Source organism: Candidatus Accumulibacter phosphatis, from assembly GCF_012939955.1.
GTDB classification, from domain to species: domain Bacteria; phylum Pseudomonadota; class Gammaproteobacteria; order Burkholderiales; family Rhodocyclaceae; genus Accumulibacter; species Accumulibacter delftensis.
In genome coordinates this window covers 1-22,121 of the sequence record NZ_SPMY01000068.1, presented here as the reverse complement: position 1 = coordinate 22,121, position 22,121 = coordinate 1, and the positions used below count along the sequence as shown (strand labels likewise).

Sequence of the window (22,121 nt, the reverse complement as noted above, 5' to 3'; positions counted from 1 at the left end):
TCAGCGCCGCCCGTTACGCTTGGGCGCTGCTGCTCGCGCGGATCCATGAGGTCTTTCCGCTCGTCTGTCCACGCTGCGGCGGCGGGATGCGAATCATCGCCTTCATCACCGACGCCGGTGCCGTGTACGACATCCTGACCCATCTGGGCGAACCGACCTCGCCGCCACGACTGATGAGAGCCCGTGCGCCCCCGCTCTGGGAGATGCAGGGCGCCACCCTGGGCGAGGACGACCCCCAGGCTCAGTCGGTGCCGGAGTACGAATTCGACCAGCGCGTCGCCTGGTAGAGGTGTTGGGGAGCGTGCAGGCGCACAAGCGCAAAGCTCGAAGCCAGACGGGCTGCCATTGCCCGTCGTGAGAGGACTCGTGCCTGCGGTCATCCGCCGGGGCGGTCCGCCCCGGCGGATGACCGCAGGCACTGAGCGGCCGGAATTCAGAGGACTTTTCAGGGGCTTCCGGGTCCCAATTCGAAATTGACGCTGCTTGATGAAGGCTCATATACTCTCGTCGGTGCCGTTGGATTTCTTATCCTTGGGACGCCATATTTGCCGGGAGAGGGCCGGCGCAGCGGGAGACCGGTCAGGCAGTCTGGAGCTTGCCGGAGGCGGAGACGCTGATCTTGTTTCCATAGGAGTCCTGCTTGCTGTCCCCGTCGAGCAGCACGGACTGGCCGCCGACCTGCAGCTTGGTGTCGCCGGCGGTGAGCGTCACCGTGGAGGAGCCGGGCGGCAGGGCCGTTCCGGATGCATTGGCGCCGGTCCAGCCAAAGCGCTGGCTTGCGCTCAGCGCGACTGGCGCGCCGCCCACCGTCACCTTGGCGCCGGTCGTCACGTCGGGTGCGCCAGCTTTCGTCCAGGCGCCGCTCTGCGCGCCGAAATCGGTGGCGCCGGTTGAGGACGGCGTCGACGAGATATCCGCCTTCACCGCGACCGGCTTGGTCACAGCCGGCCGCCCAGTTTGATCAGCGTCTTGGCGATGCCGCCCAGCGCGCCCGCCTCGCCGGTATTGCCACCCAGCGCCCGCGTCAGCGCTGCCGGGTCGGCGGTCGCCAGCTTGCCGACGGTGTTGATGCCCGCCTTGGTGAGCGCGGCTGCGACGCCGGTATCGAGCGTCTTGAGCGAGCTCACTGCCACATTGGCTGGCGCGACGCTGGTATGCAGGCCCAATGTGCCGATCAACGTGGCATCGTTGAGGCCACTCGTCACGATCGTGTCGACATGGGTATTGATCACGCTGTCCTCCAGCGCGCCGAGGCCGGCGAAGCGGGTGTCGGCGTCCAGCGTCTTGAGCGTTTCGGCCAGCGTGCTCCCATCCAGCAACGGGTCCGTGCCGAACTGGTCGAGCAGGTCCTTCACAGCAAAGCCCTGCGGGAAGGCACGTTCCACATCAGGCCCTTTCTCGGCAACATAGCGGGTGAAGTTGGTGACGTCGGCCATGTCCGAGGGCGTGAAGGTGGGCTTGACCGCATCGCCCTTGGGCGAGTCGACCAGCACCATGCCGAAATTGGTGCGCCACACGTCCATCGCCTTGCCGTGCAGCGTCATCGTGTCGATGCGCGTTCCTTCCACGCCCTTGATGAGCGCCTCATTGGGATTGTCGGCGTTGATGAGGATCTTGTCCTTATATTTGTCGTAGGGATTGATGACGGGACCGGGATTGGGGCCGGTGGGCACGACCGGATTCACCTCATAGGGGAAATAGGGATAGTAGGGATAATAGGTGCCCGGATTGACCGGCGTGACAGTGCTGTCGATCTTGTCGTTGCAGCACTCGTAAATATCCTTGTTGATCGTATTGAGCTGATCGCGGATCTCGACCAAGGCGGTCGAGACCGAGCCGCGCAAGCCTGCCAGGCACTGGAAGGCATGTTCCAGGTCAGTGTTGATCCTGTCGAGATCGGCCTTGAGCGCGTTGAAGCGGATGTTGAAGCCCTCGACCCCGCCGGCCTGGACCAGATCCTCGCCGTCGCGCCAGTCCTGATGATCGAAGGTGCGGGCGAAGGCGGCCGTGCAGGTCGGCGCGGTCGAGGCGACGGTGGCGCCGGCCGAATAGCTGAACGTGCGCAGGCTATAGTGGAAGATGCCGGTGATCTTGTCGTTGATCTTGACCTTGGCTTCCTGGGCGATGTCCATCGAGTTGATGAGATTCGTGAACTGCACATAGTTGATGGTGCCGTCAGCCATTGGAGTCTCCCGGAGTGGATGGTGCGATCGGCCGTGCGAAACGGTCCTGGCGATAGCGGCGGAAACTGCGCGCCGCGCTGAGATTGAGGGCGGCCTGCGGCGCCGCTGGATCGAGCCGGACATGGCGCTGGCGGATGCGCCAGCTGTTCACCGCCACGCCGAGCGGGCGCAACAGCAGGAGCAGGTTCATCATCCGCTCGTAAGCGGTGTAGTCGATCTCGGTACCGAGCGGCAACGCGGGGCGGATTTCCATCGGGTCCGGCTGGTCGAGACGGCGATAGCTCATCAGCGCCACGCACCACAGGCCCGGTGTGCTGGCGGATATGGTATAGGTCTCGGCGCTGTCGCTCCCGAATGCGCCACCGGTGCCGGTGCTGAGGTCCGCCGTGCCCCAGCGGCGGGCGAGGGTGCGGCGCAGGGTGAGGTTCGCGCCGAGCGAGGGCAGCGGCGCGGAGCTGGCGATGATGATCACTTCCTGCGCCGGCGTCACCACCACCGCCATCGCCGGGATGCCGAGATCGGCCAGAGCAAAGGAGAGATTGAGCAGCGCGTCCCAGCTTCCCGCGTCGCCCGCCACCAGTTGCGCGGCATCGGCAGCATCGATCTGAAGCCCGGCGATGAGGGCGGGGTCGGCCATGGCGAGGCTGGCGCCGAGCGCGGTCTGGTCGGCCAGGCTGAAGCGCGGCGGCAGGATGCGGTCGCGATAGCTGGCGTCATGGGCGACGAGGCCGGCCATCAGCGGCAGAATGGCATTGCCGGCCATCGCCGCGCCGGTGACGGCGGCGGTGGAGGCGGCTTCCGATAGTGCCTGGGCGAGCGCCATCTGCGTGGTGGGCACCAGTTCGCGGGCGGTGAGCGTGGTGCTGGCGTTGCCCTGGGCGGGGAGATCGACGGCGGCATTGCCGTCTATTTCCATCGATCCGGTGCGCAGGTGCGAGACATAGAGATTGGTGTCGTCGAGCTGGAGCGTGGTGGAGAAGCCGACCACGCCGAGCAACTGGTCGAGCTGGGCGCGCTCGGCCGGGGCCAGCGCGTGCAGCGCCGCGACACCGCGCTCATAGGCGCCGAGCTGGCTGGCGTCGGCGGCGACGATCGCGGCATCCAGATCGGCGAGGAAGGTCGCCGGCACTTGCAGCCGGGCGCCCAGGCCGAGTTCATAGCGGGCGCCGCCGGCATCGGTCTGGCCCTGGACGAGGACGACCGGCCCGCCATAGCCGATCCCGGCGAAGAGCTCCGCGAGGCGATCGAGCGCGCGAGCCAACGCGGGCGCGATCGCGACCGAGGCATTGGCCGCAACCCCGAAGGCGGCGCGCAGTCGGTCGCGTAGGGCGGTCCGCGCGATCACCGCTGCGCTCGCATTGGCCGGGGCAGCGCTGGTGTCGCCGGGATTGATCAGCACCGAGTCGCGCAGATGGGCGAACGCCGCGGTGCGCATGGCCGTGGCATTGGCGGCGGTGTCGGCAAAGGCGACGAGGCGGAAGGCGCCCTCGAAGCCCATGGTCCGCTCCTCGATGTCGAAGGCGGAATCGATGGTGCGCAGCGCCGCGCGCACGGCGCCGGGCGTGGGAAAGACATGGGCGCGATAGGGCGCCATACGGGCGCGATAGGCGGCGTCGGCTTCGGTGTCGGCGACGATGCTGCTCAGCGTGCCGGCGGTGAAGACGAAGCGCGAGTCGAGGCGGGGCACGCCCAGTTCCGATCCGATCCGGTCGAGCAGGCCACCCTCCGCGCCGGGGATGGTCCGTGCGGCGAGCGCGGCGGCGAGGTGGCGGCGCAGGCGCTGATGCTCGAAGGCGAGCAAGGTCGAGACATGGGCCATATGGCCGCGCATCAGGTCGAGCGCGAGCCAGTCGTCGAGATCGGCCGGGTCGACAGCGGCGCCGTCGAGCGTGGCGGTGATAGCGATGGCGAGTCTCACGCCGTCGATCAGGTCGCGGCGACGCAGCAGCAGGCCGGTGCCGGTGGTGCTGTAGCGCTCAAAGGTGAGGATGACAGTCTGGGCGGTGCTGTCGTCGGTCAGTGTGGTCGTCACGACCAGCTCCTGATTGCCAAGATCGCGCAGCAGCCGGGCGAGGATCGAGACTTCGCTCGCCGGTTCGGTGAGCGTCGCGGCGCCATTGACCATGGCCAGCGCCGTCAGCTCATAGCCGGCGGCGAGCGGCCCGCCGATCATCTCCGCCTGGGCGCGGCGGCTGTCCGCGCGGTGTGGATCGATGTCGAGCATCACGGCCATGTCGGGCTCCCGGCGCGGATCGGGCGAGGCGCGGCGGCGATCATGCCGCGGACACCAGGGTCAGAGAGTCAATCGAGTCGGCGAGCACTGCGACGCTGTCGGCCGGCACGCGCAGATTCTTGCCAAGGCCGAGCCCGACCGCCGTCGCGCCCTGGGTCGCCGAGCCATGTTGGAGGATCTCGATGTCCTGCACGTCGATCACATTGGGATCGGACATGAGCTGATATTCCAGCTTGGCGAGGCGGACGCTGTCATTGATGGCGAGCGCACTCACATAGCTGTTCATGCGCGCGACGAGCCGCTGTTTGAAGGCGAGGGCGGCGGTCGACTGGTTCACGGTCGCGCTGCTGCCGGTGGGCAGGGGCAGGCCGCGCACATAGATCTGGCCGCGCACATGGAAGGGCGTGGCGATGGCCGGCCGGATCTCGGGCAGCACGCCGATCGGCCGCAGATCCTCCACTGCCTCCAGCACCTGCTCCAGCAGATTGCCCGGTCCGCCCCAGATCGCGCCATCCTCCGGCGCGACGAGGATGCTGAAGCTGGCCTTGCCGAAAATGTCGCGCTCTGCCGCGAACAGCCGTTCGAGGAAATTGAAGTCGCCGAAGATCGACTGCTCGATGTCGATGCCGCCGTCGCGATCGCGCACGATCGCCTGGCGGACGCCGGGGACGAGCGAGACGGCGGCCTGGATCGCGTCCGGCGTCCAGACCGAGCGCGGCATGCGCAGCAGCAACTCGCGATAGCGCTCGTCGGGCCAGCGCTGGTCACCGCCAGCGAGCGGGGCGGTGTGGTCGATGGTGACGACCTCTTCCATCGTCTTACCGACGGTCAGTGCGGCCGTCCGCAGCGCGGCGAGCTTGTCCCCGCCCGGATCGCTCGGATCATAGCCGTCATTCCACAGCGCGATCTTCTCGGCGGCATTGGCGGGATCGAGATTGCCGGTGACGCCGGGGAAGAAGGCGGCAACCTGCACCGTCACCGCCTTGCTGGCGGCGCCGAGATCGACGTCGCTCAGCGTGAAGACATGGCGATTGGCGGCGCTGGAGGTCATCCGCGCGCCGCGCGGGATGAGCAGCGTCGCGAGATTCTCGTTGAGGGTCAGGCGCACGCTGCCGGTCGCGCGCATGAAGGGGCGCTGCACGCCCAACTCCTCGCCGAGCCGGGAGAGGGCCGGGCCGCGCGCGCCAGCAACAGTCATGTCGTCGACAATGCCGGCGATCAGCGCGTGGGTGCGCGCCAGTTCGACGGCATTGACCTCAATGATCTTGCGGAGCGCCGAGCCCGGCGCGAGATCGACATCGGCGCCGAGAACGGCCGATGCGGTGGCGAAGCCCTCGCGCAGCAGCTGGATATAGGGCTTGGGCACGAAGCCGGCGTCGGTCAGGCCATAATTGCCATTGTCGCCCGAGCGGCGGACCATGTCCTCGAGCTGCTTGAGCTCGGCCGCGCCAATAATGATGTCGTCGCCGCTAGCCATTGATCGTAACTCCCTGAATAGTGACGTTGGCGCGCTCGCCGGTGATGAGGTCGAAGATCACCGTGATGACGAGCCGCGTGGCGCGCGCGCGGCCAGCCTGCTCGCCCTCCGCCACGGCGCTGGCAAGCTGGACGTCGACGACGCGGGCCACACGCGGATCGCCATTGGCAACGACGGCGGCGGCGGCGCGCAGCCGCTCGCGCAGCAGGCCCGGATCATCCTCTTCCGCGACGAGGCGGGCGCCGTCGAACCCCGTGCCCATGTTGAGTGGGTCGGTACCCAGCCCCGTGCAATAGGTGAGCGCCAGATCCTGGATTAGCGCGGCGCGCGAGCGGACGAGAGCCAGGCTGCCATTGGCGAAGGCGAGATCGACGCGGGTGTAATCGCCGGAGGCAATCGGCGTGACGCCGACCCCCCAGCCGAGCGTGCGCTGCTCGATGAGCTCTCGTGACTGTGCGGAGATCGATCCTGCCATCTCTGTCCTCTTACTCCACGTTCATCTTGCTGTCTTTGATCGTCGCGGTGACGCCATTGCCCTTGAGGGTGATGCCGCCATTGCTCTCGATCGAGACGCCTTCATCGGCCTTGATCGCGAGCTTCTTGGGCGTCCCGATCGTGATGTTCCCATCTTTGTCGATCTCGATGAAGGCGCCGCCGTTGCCCTCGATGCGGATGCCGCCGCTGGTTTCCGTCGCGGTGGCGCCCTGCTTCTGCGGGCGGTCCCCCGGCGCCTTGAGCACCCAGTCGCCTACGCGAATGGTGAGCTCGCGCAGATGAACGAAGCGGCGTCCCTGCTGGTCGATGAGATCGTGGCTCGCAAATTTCCCCTGGGCGATGATCTCATTGGCAGGATCGGCGTCGGGGCTGTCCTCGACGCTCGGATCGACCGGCAGGATAAGCCAATAATCGCCCGGCTCGGCATTTTTCGGGCCGGCCTCGGCATTTTTCGCCTTGCCCGACCACCAGAGCGCGCCAAGGTCGATCGCCTGATCAAGCTTGCCGGCCGGTTTGGCGACGGCCAGGCGCATGCCGGGATAGCGGGGCAGCACCATGCCATATTCTCCCCAGGCGAAGGGCGTGACATAGGGCACATTGGGCACGCGCTGCGGCTTGTCGCGCTGGACGTCGAGCGTGCGATAGGGCTGCACTTCCCCCGCGCCGTCGGCGAGCCCCACAATGAGGTCGCCGGTCTGGCCCGGCGAATCGTCGCCGCCCGAGATGGCGCGGAAGGCTCGCACCTCGGCCACGTCGAGCACGTCGCGGGTGCGGCCCCCGGTAATTGCTGCGTGGATGACGCTGGCGCTGGCCTCCGGAGAGCGGGAGAGCGGCAGCGGCGCAGCGCGCTGCGGCTTTTCCGGTAGGGTCGCGCTTTCGGTGCCGACCTGCACGCCCTCGATCTCGGTCACGAAGCCGACGCTCGACGCCAGCCGATGGCGGACGGTGCGCACATAGAGAAGCACCGGGTCGCCGCCCGTGCCGCCCAGGCCGAGCGGATCGGTCACCGCGCCGATCGCGGCATCGGCATAGCCCAGCCCCGTGCTGGCCGAGAGCAGCGACTGCTTCTGGAAGGTGAAGCGCACGACATGGCCGGGCTTGATCGCCGGATTGCCGCGCACGCTGAGCGCATAGCCCTGTTCCGTCGCGCTCGCATCGGTCATGTCGCGCTCGTGCATCTTGGCGGTGATGACCTCGCCGGCCAGATCGATCGGCTTGTCCTTGAAGGCGTCGAGCAAATCCTTGCCGATCAGCAAATGGCCATTGTCGATGAGGAAGCCGCCAAGCCATTCGGCCTTGGCCTGCTGCGCGATGCTGGTCTGGACCTCACCCAGCCGATCGACCACGCGCTCGCGCGGCGTGATCTGCGCCTTGCCGGTGCCGCTCGACGCGCCACCTCCCGCCGCGCCGCCCCCGCCGCCGAGCCCCAGCGCGCCGGCCGCGGCGCCCATCGCCGCCGCCGCGAGCCCGCCGGCACCACCAGCCTCCTGGGTCGGCACTGAGAGCTTCTTGCACAGCGCGCGGACATCGTCGGCCGTGGCGATCAAGGTCGGCGCCGCAACCTTTTGCGTGGCGAGGGCGAACCAGGCGCTGTCCGCGCCATCGATGGTCAGGCGGTAATTGACTCGGTCGACATCGGTCGAGAGGCCCGTCACCACGAAGTTGGCGGCAAGGTCGCCATCCTCCAGCCCCAGCCCGGCCTGGAGCAGGTCCGCCGCCGCATCGAGGCCCGGATATGGCGCGGGGATGCGCCAGAGCAGCTTGAGCGTGCCGTAAAAAGCGCCGATCGCGCCGCCGTCGCCCGGCTTGGCCGCCTTCTCATAGCCGCCCAATATGGCCTGCATCATCATGAAGGGCAGCCGCTCAATGATGATCTTCACGCGCCCGCCGTCGAGTCCGAGCGCCTTTGAGACCGAGATGTCGGCGCGGAACTGGCTGTGGCTGAGCTGGATGTCGTCGCCGCGCGGCAGGGGCAGCAGGCTCGAGGCAAGCCCCGCCCCAACGCCACCCAGCCCCGCCGCCGCGCCCGGCTGCTTGGGCGAGAGGGTGAGCTTCCAGCCCGCCGCGCTGCGCAGGGGATCGCGGCCGAACATCAGCTTTCGATCCTGTTGCGCACGCTGGCGCGGGCCTGCGGCGGCGGCAGGACTTCGCCAATCGGCGGATTGCCCGCGACGCTGCCGGGGCGCCGCCAGGCGAAGCGGATGCGCGCGCCGCTCATCGGGTCGCCACGCACCGCGCCGACGGTGATGACCGCGTCGAGCAGCACCAGCTCGATCAGCGGCGCGCCCACTTCCGGCAGCAGCCAGCGCCGGCCCGAGCGAAGGGGCACGCTCGCCACCAGCGCGGGGCCGCGCATCAGATAGAGCCGCACCGGCAGGCTCTCCGCGCCGCTCGCCGGATGCGATGCGGAGGTATAGGGCGCGGTATCGTCGGCCGCGCTCAGCACCACCGTATCGGGCGCCAGCGCCAGCCAGCGGGCATAGGCCCCGGTCGGCGCTGCGACGACGAGCGCGAGATCGGCGGCCAGCGTGATGCGCGCAGGTAGGCCGCGCGCCAGCTCGATGTCGATGAGGTTCATGCCGCTCGGCGCCGGGCGCATGTCCGGCCGTTCGGGCAGGGGGAGGATCAGGTGATCGGTGAGGGTCATCTCAGCTCCCCGTTCCGTCGCCGATCGCCGCGACCGCACCGACGACGTCGAGGATCGCGCTGATGAGGCCGAGCTTGGGCGCCTGGGTGAGCGAGAGCGAGACGTCGAGCGCGCCGCGCTTGCTGGCCGAGGCGGAGACGGTCAGTGACTGGATGAACATGTTCATGCGGATGCCGAAGGCGGTCGAGAGGATGAGCCCGTCGATCAGGCCGGCGCTGGCGAGGCTGAGCACGCTGCCGCGCATTGCGCTTTCCGCCAGAGTCTCCAGCCCCAACCGGTCGAGCATCCGGTTGGGGCCGATCAGCATGGCCGAGAGCGACATAGTGTCGTCATGGGTGTCGATCATCGCGCGCCCGAGGCCCGCGCCGAAGGGCGGGAGATGATAGGTCTGGCTCAAAGTGATGACGCTCACCGCGTGGAGCGGCACGGTGATGAGCCCATCGGTGAGCAGCGCCGATGGCGCGGTTCCTTCCGTCACGAAGCTCTGGCTCATGGCGCGGCGTCTCTCCTGGGGCTGGACTCGATCCAGGCGCGCAACACGTCGGTGAAGCGGCCCAGCGTTGCGGCGGTGCCGATCTCGCTTTCGTTCTGCACCACGAACAGACGGTTGGCCGGAAAGCCGCGCCAGCCGCCGATGGTGAGGCCATAGCGCCGCCCGGTCTTGTCCTTGCCGAACCACAGCGCGACCGTCTCGCCGTCGCCGACGATCGCGCCCAACTCATTGAGGCCGAAGATGCGCAGGCCCATGTCATGCAGATAGAGGCCGTCGAAGCGGGCGTAGAAATCGGAAAGGCCGAAGGAGATGGGCAGGTCGAGCTTGCGCGCCGCCAGCATCGCGCCGACCTCGCCGAAACCGGGATAGGCGACGACGGCGTCCGGTCGGGCGGAGATGGCCTGCGCCAGTTGATCCAGCGAGATTTCGCCGACCTCACGCCCCGCGTTCATCGCGTCGTCATCCATCGCGCCGGCCAGAAAGTCGGCGAGGCTGGGGGCGGCGAGCCGGCAGGCATCGGGCTCCAGGATACCGCGATCCGCCCAGAAGACGGTGCCATGGCCGCAGCCCAATGTCTCTTCCGGGTCCATTAGGAAGAAGCCGTCGGCGCCGTCGCTGCCGACGAAGACGACACCGGGCAGCTGCGCGAACAGCGTCTCGTCGCCGTTCACATCGGCAAAGTCATCAAGATCGAACAGCTCGACGTGCGGGAAGGCGAGGCCGTCGGCGCGGGTATAGATGGCCGCCAGTTCGCGCGGCATGGGGACGTCCCGGCGCGCCCGGGCGAGCTCCAGCTCGGAAGGCACGGCCTCGCCCACGCTCGCGCCTTCGCTCACGGCGCGATCGAGCAGCGTGTCGAGGCTGTCAACGGGGCTCATGGCGTCCCGATCCCGATCCCGCCCGGCTTCCAGTCGCCCAGCAGGGAAGCGACGTCGGACTCCGACAACGTGGCTTTCAGGCGCTGGTAGACTCCGGCCTCGAACACCCGGTCGAAATGCTTGAGATAGGCGACGATGGCCTCGGGCGGGCAGCCCACCGACTTCATCTGCTCCACGCCCATGCGCTGCATCTCGGCAAGCGTCAGCTTGTTGGGCGGGATCGCGCTCACCTTCTTGCTCTTGAGCTGGGAGGCGCGCTTGGCGGCATCGTCGATCACGCTGCCGCTGCCGGTCTTGTAGGCGCGCTGCTGGCCGGTGACCTTATAGTGCGGCGAATCCGTGCGGCTGTCGCGCATCCAGATGGTGGGCACGGCATCGCTGTCATAGCCGAACGGCCCGAACAGCTTCTTCATCAGGCTGTCCTGCACGACATGGTTGCGCTGGAGGACCGAGGTGGTGCGAAAGTCGGTCTTGTAGGGGTCGATGCTGACCGTGAACTCCTCGAACCGGCGCGGCGACCCCTTGCCCACGCCCTGATCCCAGATTTCCGCGACATAGCGGCCATTCTTGACCTTGAGCACCGTCTCGGCGCCGTCAGCGAACTTGACCTTGAAACCGTCGTTATATTTGCGGAAGCCCTTGCGCCGCAGCCGGTCGGTGCGGCGGCCCATTTCGCGGGCCTGATCCGCCTCGATCTTGCGTTCCTTGGCCGAGGTCTTGCCGGCGGGGATGTCCTCCACCTTGGCGCGCAGCGCAGCATCTTCCTCCACCAGCTTCAGCTTGGCGAGCGGCTGGGTCGCATCCTGAATGGCGGTGTCGAGCTCGGCATAGAGCTGCTTGATCCGGGGCAGGCGCGCATCGAGCGCCTTGCGCACCGCGTCGTCCGTGCCCGATCCCTTGGCGACGAACACCTCGTGGAACAGCCCGTCGATCTCGTTGCGCAGGTTGAGCACATTGTCGATATGCTTGCCCTTGAGCGATTCAAAGGCGCGGCCGAGGCGGGTGAGGCCGACAATGGCGACATCCTCGACGATCCGCGTCGCTTCGGCTTCGCTGAGGCTGCGCGGCGGCTTCTGCAACCGGTTGCGCATCTTCACGAGCAGGCTGCTGCTTTCGACTTCGATCGTCGCTTCGGCCGCGCCGAACAGCCCCTTCATGGAGAACCGCCGGGTCATGGGATGTCGTCCCGGTTCGGCTTGAAGTCGGGATCGATGTCGATCTCGCCATAGTCGGCGAGGAATTGCAGCCGGGCGGAAAGCTCCTCGGGCGTGTCCGGGGTCGCATCCTCTTCCTCATCGCCTTCCGCTTCGCCGGCTCCCCCGACACCGCCCGGCCCGCCGATCGCGGCCTCCTGCATCAGCGTTTCGAACACCGGGCCGAGGATGGGCTGGAGCAGCGGCTCGATCAGCTTGGCGCTCGCCAACTGGTGGATGAAGGCGGGGATCAGCTCGCCCTTCAGCGCATTGGCGAATTCCTGCAGGATATGGGCGGTCGCCTGTCGCGTGATCGTCCTGACGCCGGCCTTGAGCCCCTGTTCGCGCAGGGTGCGCAGGCCCTGAATGCCCTTCTTGGCGACCGTGCCGCCCTCCGGCACGACCAGCAGCAATATCTCGAAATGCGACATGAAAAGCTCAAGCTCGGCCTCGACCCGGCTGAACACCTGGTCGGGATCGATCAGCCCTTCGGTGAGCGCCAGGTGGCCGGTCGCGTCGCCATAGCGGTCGGCGGCAAAACCCGCCGAAAGCAGGAAGCCGGCCGGCGCAAACAGCACGAAGGCGCCGATGGTGATCGCCAGCTCCAGCAGCGGCAGGCCGGTCTCGCGGCCCAGCTCGGAGCTGAACAGGAATTTCAGGCCCTCGCGATAGATGCGGCTGCCGGTGAAGGCGTCGCCGATCGCCTGCTGCGCCATGGCATGGATGTTGGTGAGCTTGGCGTTGGTCCCCGGCACTGTCGGCTCGGTCCAGGTCTCGGTGAGCTTGGCGGTGCGGAAGGCAAACAGCGCCTCGCCGCGCGCCTTGTCGGTCGCTTCGTCATTGGCGGCGCGCATCCGCCCGATGACCTTGCGCACGAAGGCCTTTGCCGCCTCCGGTCCGCTCTCGAAAGCCGCCGCCGAGCCTTCGAGATTGTTCATATGCTTAACGATCGGATTGACGCTCTCGGCCGCCTGCTGGGTCAGCGCGATGGCGGCTTCGAGCTGAGCCTGCGTCCAGACATTGGTCTTGCCGTCGCGCGTTTCGCGCACCGCGAATGTGCCGTCGGCCTGCCGTTCGATGGTGCCCTCGATCGCCGTACGAGCGGCGATCTCGCGGCGCGCGCGGCCGATGGTGTCGAGCTTGTTGCCCTCGTCCGCCCACCATTCGCGCGCATCGCGCCAGCCCTGATAGCCGACCCGCAGCGTCGCGCTCGCGCCCGCCTTGGTCTCGTCCCACAGGCCGCGCTTCTGTGCCTTGGGATCGGCGCCGGGCGTCACCGTGACCTCGCCATCGGGGCCGAAGAGGAAATTGCCCGCCTCGGCCTGGAGAATATGCTCGCGCATCCGCCGCAGCTCGACCAGCCGCTTGGTCGGCCCCAGAATCAGCCCCTCGATGGTGGGATAATTGGTCTCGAAATTGGTGCTCATCCAGTCGATGCCGCCGCGCGAGGCGCGCAGCAGCTGGAGCATCGAGACCCGGCAGGCCTGGACGAAGATCTGGTAGCCCGCCCTGTCGGCGGCGGAGGAATACTCCTTGAGATAATGGAGATCCCATTTCGAGCCGAACTGGGCCTGGCCGCAATCCGACAGGAAGGTGGAGGAGGGGCCGAGCGCGCCCTGCACCAGTTCGCTCAGCTGCTCGATCAGGTGGACCGTTTTGCCGAGGTCGCGCAGCAGGGTGATGCCGGCGCTGCGCGAGATCGTGGCATGGAGCGCGCCGAGATTGCCCACGCCATAGACCGCCGGACGGGCGTCGCCCAGTTCGCCCGGATCGCGGATCGCGGCGAGCAGCGCGCGGGCGTGGACCACGCGCGTGGCGTTGATGACGAACGCCCCGGCATAGGGCCAGGCGTGATCGTTCATCTTGAGCTGGATGGCGATCTCGCGGATCAGCTCGGCCATCCGCTTGCCCAGATCGCCGAAGACGCCGACCTCCGGCTCGCACTCGAACGGGCCGAGGATCATCTCGCAGGGTTGTGCGCCGTCGAAGCTCAGGTCCGCCGTCTCCGGCCGCTCGAAGCAATAGGCCTGGCATTCGCCGCCGCTCTTGTCGCCGACCGAGAGGCCGCCCTTCCTGATCGCGGGATGATCGTCCTTGCCGCCTTCGCGCCCCCCGCCGCCGCCCTTGCCGTCGCGTCCGTCCTTCAGCCCGTCCTGCCCCGCACCTTGGCTGCCCTCGTCGCCAGACGTCTTGCTGTCACCCGCGCCGCCCTCGCCCTTCGCCTTTTTCGGGCGGGCGGCGAGCTGATCCTCGATCAGTGGCACGACATTGAGCCTGTCGAAGACGAGCTTCAGGCCCGCGTCGAACACGAAGAAATAATTGTCCTGGTTGATCTGGAACAGGCGAAAGGGTGCCGCACCCAGATCGGCGGGGTTGACCCGCTGCGCCGCCGCCCACTGATACCAATCCTTGCGGCCAAGCTTCTCGAACCGCGCGATCGCGGCATTCTGGGCCTTTGATCGCTTGGGGTTGAGACGCAGCGCCTCGATCTGTTGGTCATAATGACCCTGCTCTTCCTGCACCCTGCCCAGCGCTTCGGCGACCGCCTTGGCATGAGCGAGCAGCTTGGGGCCGACCTGCACCCAGCGCTGGAGCAGGCCGGCGCTGGCCGCCGAGCCGCGTTGGCTGCTGGCCATCTTTTCGACCGTCGCATGGGTGAAGATCCCGCTCTGCCAGTGCGCGTCGCCCCCGGCGTCGACGAGCCGGCCGTTGGCGAGCTGCACCCGGATGATCCCCATCCAGGAAGCGCCGCCGGCCCATTTGTTGCGGAAGAAGACGCCGAGATAGGCCGGGGCGCTATAGTCGCCTGCGAAAGCGGCCTTGAGCGCATCCTCCAGATAGCGATTGCCCGCCGCCAGCAGCGCCGCGACGGTCGGCTCGCAAACCGAAAGCACGCGTTGGTGCGGCGGGCTCTGCTTTGGCGTCGTCTTTGCGCCTTTCTTGGCCGCGACCTGCGCCCCCGGCTCGCGGCTGCCCGAACCATAACTGTCGACAAGATAGCCAAGCCCGCCTAGCAGGTCGCGCGCCGGATCATAGGCGGTGCTCTCGCCCTCGCGCAGCGGCTCGGGCGGGTCGGTGCGCGTGCGGCCCAGCGCGTCGAGCAGTCCGGCGCCGGCCCGGCCGATACCCTCGGCGACAGACGCGATCAGCGCGTCGCGCTCGCCCGCGTCGAACAGCCCCATGCCCGGCCCGGTCAGGCTGATCTCCGGCTGGGTGAGCCGCGCCCGCGCATAGCCGCCGCGCGTCGCGAACACCTCCGTCTGCGCCTTGGCCAGGCCCCGCGCCGTGGCGACCTCCACGGCGTCCACCAGCGCGGCGGGATCGGTCCGGAAGGCGTCCGGATCGATGCGCACGCGAATGGGGAGGACGACGTTGACGCCCATGGCTCAGATCTTCGCCGCTAGGGTACGCGCCATGTCGTGCAGCACATCTTCGGCGATATGGCGCATCCGCGCACTGTCCAGCTCGACCGTGCGTATTTCGATCTCGACCGGGAAATAGATGGCGATCTCGGACGAGCGGTCGTCCAGCATCAGCTCGGCCTGCGCGGCCGATCCGGCGGCGGGAAAGACAAGCTCGCCCTCATGGACGACGGCCAAGCCCGCTTCCAGGACTCGCTTGGGGCTTTGTTCGCCTGCCTCGGTCGCGTCGTCACTTCTTGCCATCTGGCAGCCCCTTCTGGCGCATCTCCACGTGCGGGACATGCGCATGAACATCCAAGAATGAGAGCAGGGTGCGGCCCAGACGGGGCGCGCCCTGCCTGCGCTTAGGCCGGGACAGCGGTCCGCTTGGATCCGACCGTGACCCCGCCCGAGAGTGAGAAGCCGGAGAAGGTCGCCGACGGCGCCCCCGATGTCGCGGCCGAGGTCGGGGTCGCGCTGGTGATGATGCAGTCCTGCAAAAGCACTTCCTTGAACGACCATTGCGGCCCGTTTGCATCCTCGCCCTCGACCAGCACGACATCGAAGGGCGTGCCGTCGAGCGCCATCTTCATGAGCTGCGCCGCCGCCGTGCCGATCGCCTTGACGGTCATCGAGAAGGTGATCTGCTGGGGCGAATAGACGACGCCGATATGCGTCTTCTCCACTGAGTGCAGCGCCTCGGCCGAGAGACCGAACGAGGGCTGGAAGCTGTCGATGGGCGTGATCAGCTCTTCCTTGCCGCCCTTGGGTTTGTACTTGACCGCGAGACGCGATTGCCAGTTCACAAGGTCCATGGTAGGTCTCCGAAGCTCAGGCGGCCGCCGCGAAGGTGGGCAGCAGGTTGATGACGAGGCAGTGCATGGCCGGGCCGATCACGACCACGACGGTGGCGTTGACCAGCCGTTCGGCGCGCGCATTCTTGACCTGGAGCTGCTCGGCCGGGGTCCAGCTCGATTCCGCCTTGTCAAGGATCGGCAGGATATCGATCAGGATCTGGTAGCTGGTGATCGCCTGCCGGCCGACATAGCCGTCCAGCACTGCCTCGATCTGGCGGCGGACGGTGTTAAGCCCCGATCGGGTAATGCGGGCATCGCCGACCAGGCCGACGAGACTGGCTTTGAGCGTGAAGTCCATGTCGTCGAGTAGGCGGACGATATCGACATATTTGAGCGCCGCATTGGTCGAGAGGCTGGTGCCCTCGGCGAAGTGGAGCGACTCGCCCGAGATCAGAATCGGGTCGATGATTGGGATGATCAGCGCGTTGGACAGTGCCTTGACCTCACCGGGCGTATATTTAGCTTGCAGCGGAATCTTGAAACCGCTGACAAGCTTGAGCACGATCGAGGTCTCAGGCGCGCGCGCGGCGATCGCCCCGGCGGCGGCGGCGGCAACATCGGCCGGCGCCCCGCCATCATATTGAGCGCCGCGCGCCGCGACGACGACCATGCGGCCCTTGTCGCTGGTATAGGCGTTGATGAGCGTGACGACATCGGCGCCATAGCTGGCTGAGCGGGCGATGGTGGGATCGATCGCGGCAACGCCGATGCGTGGCTGGCCGTTGTCCGAATTCTCCTCGCAATGCGTCTTGAGCAGCGCGACCTTGTCGACGGCGCCCGCGGCGAGCGTCTTGATCGGCGACTCGGCGAGCACCACAAAGGTGACGTCCTGCACGCCCGAGAGGATCTCGAGCGCCGCCGTCCAGCCCGCCGTGTCGTCGGTCGGCACCTTGATGCCATAGATCTTGGATGGGGCGGGGTTCTGCGAGAGCGCCGCAGTCAGCGATCGGGTGAGTGCGGTGCCGTCGCCAAAGGCGGTCTTGGCAGCCGCGACATCGTCGACCGGCGTCGGCACGCCGAGCCCGACCGCGCCGGTCAGGCTGACGCCGACGATCGCGACGACGCCGGGCGCCCGGGTCGCGATCGGCGTGAGGCCGCTGGTGTCGACTTTTACTTGAACGAATGGATAAGCGATCGCCATTGCCTTGTTCTCCGTCTGAGTGACTTGCTCTGTCTGCTAGACCTGTCCTGCCTTGCCTTTGTCCTGCCGCCGAGGCGGCGCGTCCGATCCGCTTTAGGGAACGCCGATCAGCGCAATGCCTTGTGTCGCGAACCAGGCCGCCGCGCGGGTTTGGCGCGCCGCAGGACGGTCGTTTGCCGCGACATTGACCGCAACCGGCCAGTCGTCATCGTCGAAGCTGGCCGCCGGCACGAACCAGATGACCGGCGCGGGCACAAGCGGCTCCATGCCGCCCAGGGACGCCGTGCCACGGCCCGAGGCGCGGATGACGCGCTGGATCGCACGGGCCTGGGTCAGCACATCGAGCACGGAGGCCGATCCATCGGCAAGCGTGCTGGCGATGGCGCCGGCAGTGAAGCGGGTGGTGCGCTGGCTCGGTGCGGCCGGCTCCCGCATCGCGAAGCGCATGGCGAGCCGCGCATAGCCCGCCGGCCCGGCCTCGGCCTCAAGCAGGGCGGCGACATCCTCCTCCGCGGCGGCACTCAGCCACTCCCCGGCAAGCAGGGCGGCATCGCCATCGCTCAGGCCCGCGCCGGCAATGGCTTTGCCCAGGCCGATGCGGCGGCGGCGCTCCAGCAGGACCGGGTCGGCTAGTTCCGCCGCGCTCGCCGCGCTGTCGAGCGCCGCGAGGGTGGGCATGGTCGCCGTGCTCGACTCCACCGTGGCGATCCGGCCCGTCACCGGCGAGAGCATCGCCGAGACCGTGCCCTCGATGATCGCCGGGAGGGCCGAGGGTCCGTGCGTCTGGCCGATCAGATCGACTTCGAACTCCGCCAGGCCGCCATCGGGGAGTCGCGTGCGGCCTCGATATTGCGGTGGGGCCGTGGGGCCGAGCATCACGGTAACGGGGTCGGCGGTATAGGGGGCGGCGAGCAGGTCGAGCGAGCCGAAGCTGGCCGCAAGCAGACGCTCGGCCAGCGTGCCGTCGAACAGAGTCTTGCAGACTGCCGGATCGCCGAGCTGTAGCAGGATCTTGTCTTCAAACCGCATGACTTACCTCTGTAGCTACCACAAAGACATCACGCCGCCCGCCAACGTCCGAGCCGGGGATTAAGAAGTCCAACCGCACGGATGGCTGCACGCGGGGATTGTAGCATCGCCGGGCGGAACGTGTCAATGATTTTGAGACACGAGCAGCCCTGAAGCATGACCCAGCCGAATCGGGCCCGTTTGCCGGTAACGCCCGCTTTTGCGGCCGAGGCGGTCAGATTGTGGTTGGCTGGCGGCAAAGGACGGGGGGGGATGGAGTCAGTCAGGAGTGTGTCGAAAGGTTTTTTGGACGGCGGTACGATCGCCAGGCGAGCCTTTCCGAACGCGGCGTACGCCGCGCTCGAGAGGATGTTTCGGGTACGCCTGTGTGAGGTCACTCAAGTTGAAGCAGGAATGGAGCGGCGAGGAGCGCGCGGATTCGTGCTGGGTCGAGCCAGGGGGCGGCGCAGGAGCTTCGGATGAAGGCGATGGCACCGCGCACGCCGAGTTGCTGATAGAGATCGCGTAGCTGTCGGGTGAAGCGTGCCAGGGTATTGAACACATGCGCCAGGCGCATGAGGAGGTGATAGCCTTTCATGGCATTCCAGTCGAGGGCAAAGGCATGCTCGTAGTGGTAGCCCTGATGTTTTTCGACGAGGAAGCCCGCTTCGATGCCCCAGCGGTGGCGGGCCCCGAGGTTGCAGCGCTCATGGACATTGTCTTGGCTGAGCGGTTGGCTGGAGAGCCAGGCGTGGCGCGATGTTTCGGTGACGGTCCTGGCCTGTTCATCGATCTTCTCCCAGCTTTCCTCACAGACCACCAGATTCTGCTTGAGACGCTGACGCCCGTTGGCAGCGAAGGCGTAGTCGATGTCGTTGACCCAGCTGAAGTGTTGTCGGCGTCTTCCCCAACCGCGCTGCACAACTTGTGGCTTCAGGGCGTGGAGCGCGCGGAACTCCTGCCAGACCGTGGACAAATCCTTGTCCTTGAGCACGATCATGAACTGCCAGTGGGCGCGCAAGCAGCGCCGCATCACCGGCCCGTTGGCGTAGAGGCCGTCGAGCAGGAGCAGGATCGGCAGGCGGGGGAACAGCGTCTTGAGCCGGTCGCTCAAGCGCACAAAGCCGCGCAGCTCGCAGTCCTGCTTTTGCGCTTCGGTATCGCCCAGCGCGTGTTCGAGGAACTCGCTGAGCAGTGGGATGACCAGGCCGTTGTGGAAGGCAAAGCTGGCCTCGAGGACGTAGACGAAGTACTGGGTGTGACGGGTTTCGTCCTTGCCGACGGTACGTTGCAGGAGTTCCTCCGTCCAGAGGGTGTCGCCAGCGAGCTTCTGTGAGCCGTCGATGGCGATCGGATAGCAGTGGTCGATCAGATAGCGGCGAAAGTTCTTGCCGCGAATCAGCCGCCTCACCAGATCGACGTGGGCCTGTTCGAGCTGTTCAAGGTCAATGTCGCGCAACAGCCGAAACAGGGTGTCGGCGTGTGGCAGGGTATCGATCTCCGGGAACAGCAGGTGGAGGTTGGCCATGAACTGGGGACGGGATATTTCGCGGTTGGTCTCGCGCCGGGAGGAGAACTGAAAGACGAACATCAGCAAGCCGTAGAGCAGAAGCACGGTCAGCTTGTGCCGGCGCTTTTTGGGGTCTCTCGGGTCGGGAATTTGTTCCAGTTGAGCGAGCAAGGCGGGCAGCTCTTTGCGCAGGAGACGCATCTGTTTGCTCACGGCGTCCTCGCGGTGTTCCTCGTCGACGGTCGCGAAGGCCGAGCTTCTGTTGGGCAATGGAGCGGCTGAGTGGGGGACTTGTCCCGTTGCGCGCAGCTTCGCGTTCAGTACCTTCTCCTGCCGTTTCTTTTCCGAGCGCAGTTTCTTGATGGCCACGCGTGTCGGGCGACGGCAAGGTTTGCTCATGACCGCGGGCTCCCCGGCGCGGCGCACAGCGAGGCGCAAGCATCCGAGGTCAGCGCTTTGACCCACACCTGGCGGGGCGTGCTGTGATAGGACTGGCCAGGGCGGGCCAGCCCGCGCCCGCTGCTTGCCCCAAGCAACTGCCAACCGGCGGCACGGTAGCAGGTGCCGGCATAGTGACGCGGATCGACGAAGGTCTCCAGCAGCAGGGGCTCGAAGCCCCAGTGTTCGAGCCAGTCCGCGCGTGCGCGGCGCGCGAGTTGTCCGAGCACATGACTGGCCAGATGCGGCACCCGGACGTGCGGAAAGATCAGGAAGCGGCTGTTGTTCACCACCCGCGCCAGGTTCTCGCGGCGGGCCTGGGGCGTCCAGCCGATCCACTGATCGCGCACGGCCACCGCGCGGGCAGCACCGGACAGCAGGACGCAACCCAGCCGCCGCTCGCCCGCCGTTATGAAGTAGCGCAGCCGGTAACCGAAGGCCCCCTGGAAACCCAGCGGGTGCCAACGCGCCACCAGCGCATCCCACTGCGCCACCCGGGTCGCGTCGCGAACCACTGCCAGGGACACCGGCGCGAGCGCCGAGAGGGCGCAGTGCACCGCCGGCTCGGCAACGGGGGTGGCGGATGCCGAGGGCGGCGCGCAACGGCGCGGCGGCGAGGGCCTCAACGCAGGTAGGACCAGCAATCCGGCCGCCTGCAAACGTTCCAGGAGCTCCAGGCAGGCGCTGATCTTCGCCGTCCCCGTCAGGGTGGTCCACCCCAGGTGCTCGCAGACCGTCGCCGCCAACTCCTTGCGTGCCAATCCCGGCAGCCACGCGACCGTCGCGCAGAGCTCGGCAATCTCCGTCGCGCTGAACACGCGACCACAGTGCACCCATTCCCCCGCACTCGTTGCAAGCATCGCAAAACCTCCGACTGAAGCGCAGATTGATTACGCTCCACCTATCCTGCCAGAAGTCCGCCCGGCTGTCTAGCCCTCTTGTGCGAAGGTTTTTTTTTGCCTGCCCACCGCAACGCCTTGCCACTACTGGGCCGGCGTCGTCATGCTTCAGCGCTGGCGCATGATGCATTGGGCATGCATCTGATCGGCGCTCAAGAAAGCTGTGTGGCTGCAATCAGTCTATTGCTGCCGTGGCACTGGAAAGTCGCTATGTCCGTTGATGGCCGACTGCCGACGGACGCCATTCTGCGCCCACCGGCTGCTTACCGGCGCATAGCGGCCGGTCAGGCGAGGAAAGTCACAGGCGCAGCCGAATGACCGCTTACGGCTGAGCGCTCCAGGCTAACGTCGTCGACTTTAGAAAAAACCGCGACCGTCTGCTCATCGCTGAAAGCCACCAAATGAGGCCTCCCTCAGGCCTCTCCAGACAGTGCTCATCTACCCATCGCTAGGCCGCGCGGTCAGCTAAGGAGCCCGACCCAACCTGCGCCATAAAATGCAGGCGCGCACTCGGCCACCTACTTGTGTCGGACCAGAGAGAGCAGAGTGGCGTTGGCGAGTAGCCGGTTAATGATGATGCCGAGCCCCTGTGAGCCGCGCCGCTCGCAACGGGTGCACGTCCGAAACGCGTTCGGCCACGCGAGCGTTGCCACGCAAAAAGCGCCCTTTCTTCGAACCGCAACCCCGCTTCGACTTTCCGGTCACCTCGCAAATCCACCCACACCGACCTGCTCGTCCGCAGACTTATCTTCGCGCTTCGCTTGCCGCTGCAGAATTTGCTCACCGACGGCGAACAGAAGGAACCGTGGCAAGCGTGCGCCCATTCATGGCCAGCGACAGGCGGATCTTTCGTTGACGGGCCGAGAGTACTTGACGTCGTCGACGTTCGTCCCGGCGCGCCCAACGCGACCCGGACAATACCCGTGCTGGAATATCGATTTGCGAAGACAATAGGCCTTCCAAAAGGATGAAGACCGATGCCCGAAACCCCTGAACAGGCGACCGAACGCTACCTTCGCAGCGGCGAGCACGACGCCCACTTTCGGGCCTGGCCGGGCAGCAACTTCCTCGCCCGCAGCCACTGCGGAGACGCCGCGCTGCGCTCGGCGCTGATCTCCGCGGTCCACAGCCGAACCCTGCACGTCGCATTCCCCGAAACAGTCGCCAACATCGACGACGTCGCCTTCAACGCGCGGAAAAGTGGCACCGATGGTGCGTGGCCGGGGTGAGAAGAATGACCGAGCGTTCGAGCAGACTGAGGACCAACG

The 22,121-nt window shown here is 67.0% G+C and carries 19 protein-coding genes; 2 read left to right on the top strand and 17 right to left on the bottom strand.

Features of this window, described 5'->3' with window-relative positions; all coding sequences use genetic code 11:
- Nucleotides 1-86: 86 nt before the first annotated feature.
- On the top strand, nt 87-287 hold the full coding sequence (locus E4Q23_RS19665; protein WP_169068212.1) for a hypothetical protein: 201 nt from the start codon (nt 87-89) through the stop codon (nt 285-287).
- A 292-nt stretch (nt 288-579) separates the two neighbouring features.
- On the opposite strand, the gene E4Q23_RS19660 is transcribed toward E4Q23_RS19665, so the two are convergent.
- From E4Q23_RS19660 to E4Q23_RS19580, 17 genes are all read right to left on the bottom strand, one after another.
- Nucleotides 580-942, bottom strand: a complete 363-nt coding sequence (locus tag E4Q23_RS19660; protein WP_169068211.1) for a hypothetical protein — start codon at nt 940-942, stop codon at nt 580-582.
- A complete protein-coding gene (locus E4Q23_RS19655; protein ID WP_169068210.1) occupies nt 939-2,183 on the bottom strand; it encodes a hypothetical protein in 1,245 nt (414 codons plus the stop codon). Before E4Q23_RS19655 ends, E4Q23_RS19660 begins: the two co-directional genes overlap by 4 nt.
- Complete coding sequence (locus E4Q23_RS19650) at nt 2,176-4,416, bottom strand: hypothetical protein (RefSeq protein ID WP_169068209.1); 2,241 nt, start codon at nt 4,414-4,416, stop codon at nt 2,176-2,178. The genes E4Q23_RS19655 and E4Q23_RS19650 overlap by 8 nt, the downstream gene beginning before the upstream one ends.
- A 40-nt stretch (nt 4,417-4,456) precedes the next feature.
- Nucleotides 4,457-5,893 (bottom strand): baseplate J/gp47 family protein, encoded by a 1,437-nt coding sequence (locus tag E4Q23_RS19645; RefSeq protein WP_169068208.1) that lies wholly within the window; start codon nt 5,891-5,893, stop codon nt 4,457-4,459.
- Complete coding sequence (locus E4Q23_RS19640; RefSeq protein ID WP_169068207.1) at nt 5,886-6,368, bottom strand: hypothetical protein; 483 nt, start codon at nt 6,366-6,368, stop codon at nt 5,886-5,888. The genes E4Q23_RS19645 and E4Q23_RS19640 overlap by 8 nt, the downstream gene beginning before the upstream one ends.
- 10 nt (nt 6,369-6,378) lie before the next feature.
- Nucleotides 6,379-8,481, bottom strand: coding sequence for a hypothetical protein (locus E4Q23_RS19635; RefSeq protein WP_169068206.1), 2,103 nt, complete (start codon nt 8,479-8,481; stop codon nt 6,379-6,381).
- The gene (locus E4Q23_RS19630) at nt 8,481-9,035 is read right to left on the bottom strand and encodes a hypothetical protein (RefSeq protein ID WP_169068205.1); all 555 of its coding nucleotides are present in this window, start codon (nt 9,033-9,035) and stop codon (nt 8,481-8,483) included. The genes E4Q23_RS19635 and E4Q23_RS19630 overlap by 1 nt, the downstream gene beginning before the upstream one ends.
- Nucleotide 9,036: 1 nt before the next feature.
- Nucleotides 9,037-9,528 (bottom strand): hypothetical protein, encoded by a 492-nt coding sequence (locus E4Q23_RS19625; protein WP_169068204.1) that lies wholly within the window; start codon nt 9,526-9,528, stop codon nt 9,037-9,039.
- Nucleotides 9,525-10,406: an SMI1/KNR4 family protein gene (locus E4Q23_RS19620; RefSeq protein WP_169068203.1), complete on the bottom strand. Its 882-nt coding sequence runs from the start codon at nt 10,404-10,406 to the stop codon at nt 9,525-9,527. Before E4Q23_RS19620 ends, E4Q23_RS19625 begins: the two co-directional genes overlap by 4 nt.
- Nucleotides 10,403-11,563, bottom strand: a complete 1,161-nt coding sequence (locus E4Q23_RS19615) for a hypothetical protein (RefSeq protein WP_169068202.1) — start codon at nt 11,561-11,563, stop codon at nt 10,403-10,405. Before E4Q23_RS19615 ends, E4Q23_RS19620 begins: the two co-directional genes overlap by 4 nt.
- A 14-nt stretch (nt 11,564-11,577) precedes the next feature.
- Nucleotides 11,578-14,982, bottom strand: a complete 3,405-nt coding sequence (locus E4Q23_RS19610; RefSeq protein ID WP_169068201.1) for a hypothetical protein — start codon at nt 14,980-14,982, stop codon at nt 11,578-11,580.
- 3 nt (nt 14,983-14,985) lie between these two features.
- A complete protein-coding gene (locus E4Q23_RS19605; protein WP_169068200.1) occupies nt 14,986-15,198 on the bottom strand; it encodes a hypothetical protein in 213 nt (70 codons plus the stop codon).
- A 167-nt stretch (nt 15,199-15,365) separates the two neighbouring features.
- Nucleotides 15,366-15,815 carry a hypothetical protein gene (locus tag E4Q23_RS19600; RefSeq protein WP_211203848.1) on the bottom strand — a complete coding sequence of 150 codons (450 nt, stop codon included), beginning with the start codon at nt 15,813-15,815 and terminating at the stop codon, nt 15,366-15,368.
- Between the two features lie 16 nt (nt 15,816-15,831).
- Nucleotides 15,832-16,998, bottom strand: coding sequence for a hypothetical protein (locus E4Q23_RS19595; RefSeq protein ID WP_169068199.1), 1,167 nt, complete (start codon nt 16,996-16,998; stop codon nt 15,832-15,834).
- A 93-nt stretch (nt 16,999-17,091) separates the two neighbouring features.
- Nucleotides 17,092-18,027: a hypothetical protein gene (locus E4Q23_RS19590; protein WP_169068198.1), complete on the bottom strand. Its 936-nt coding sequence runs from the start codon at nt 18,025-18,027 to the stop codon at nt 17,092-17,094.
- Between the two features lie 373 nt (nt 18,028-18,400).
- Nucleotides 18,401-19,915, bottom strand: coding sequence for a transposase family protein (locus tag E4Q23_RS19585; protein ID WP_169068197.1), 1,515 nt, complete (start codon nt 19,913-19,915; stop codon nt 18,401-18,403).
- Nucleotides 19,912-20,814: a DUF4338 domain-containing protein gene (locus E4Q23_RS19580; RefSeq protein ID WP_169068196.1), complete on the bottom strand. Its 903-nt coding sequence runs from the start codon at nt 20,812-20,814 to the stop codon at nt 19,912-19,914. The genes E4Q23_RS19585 and E4Q23_RS19580 overlap by 4 nt, the downstream gene beginning before the upstream one ends.
- Nucleotides 20,815-21,830: 1,016 nt before the next feature.
- Here E4Q23_RS19580 and E4Q23_RS19575 point away from each other — a divergent pair.
- The gene (locus tag E4Q23_RS19575; protein ID WP_169068195.1) at nt 21,831-22,082 is read left to right on the top strand and encodes a hypothetical protein; all 252 of its coding nucleotides are present in this window, start codon (nt 21,831-21,833) and stop codon (nt 22,080-22,082) included.
- The last annotated feature ends 39 nt before the right edge of the window (nt 22,083-22,121 follow it).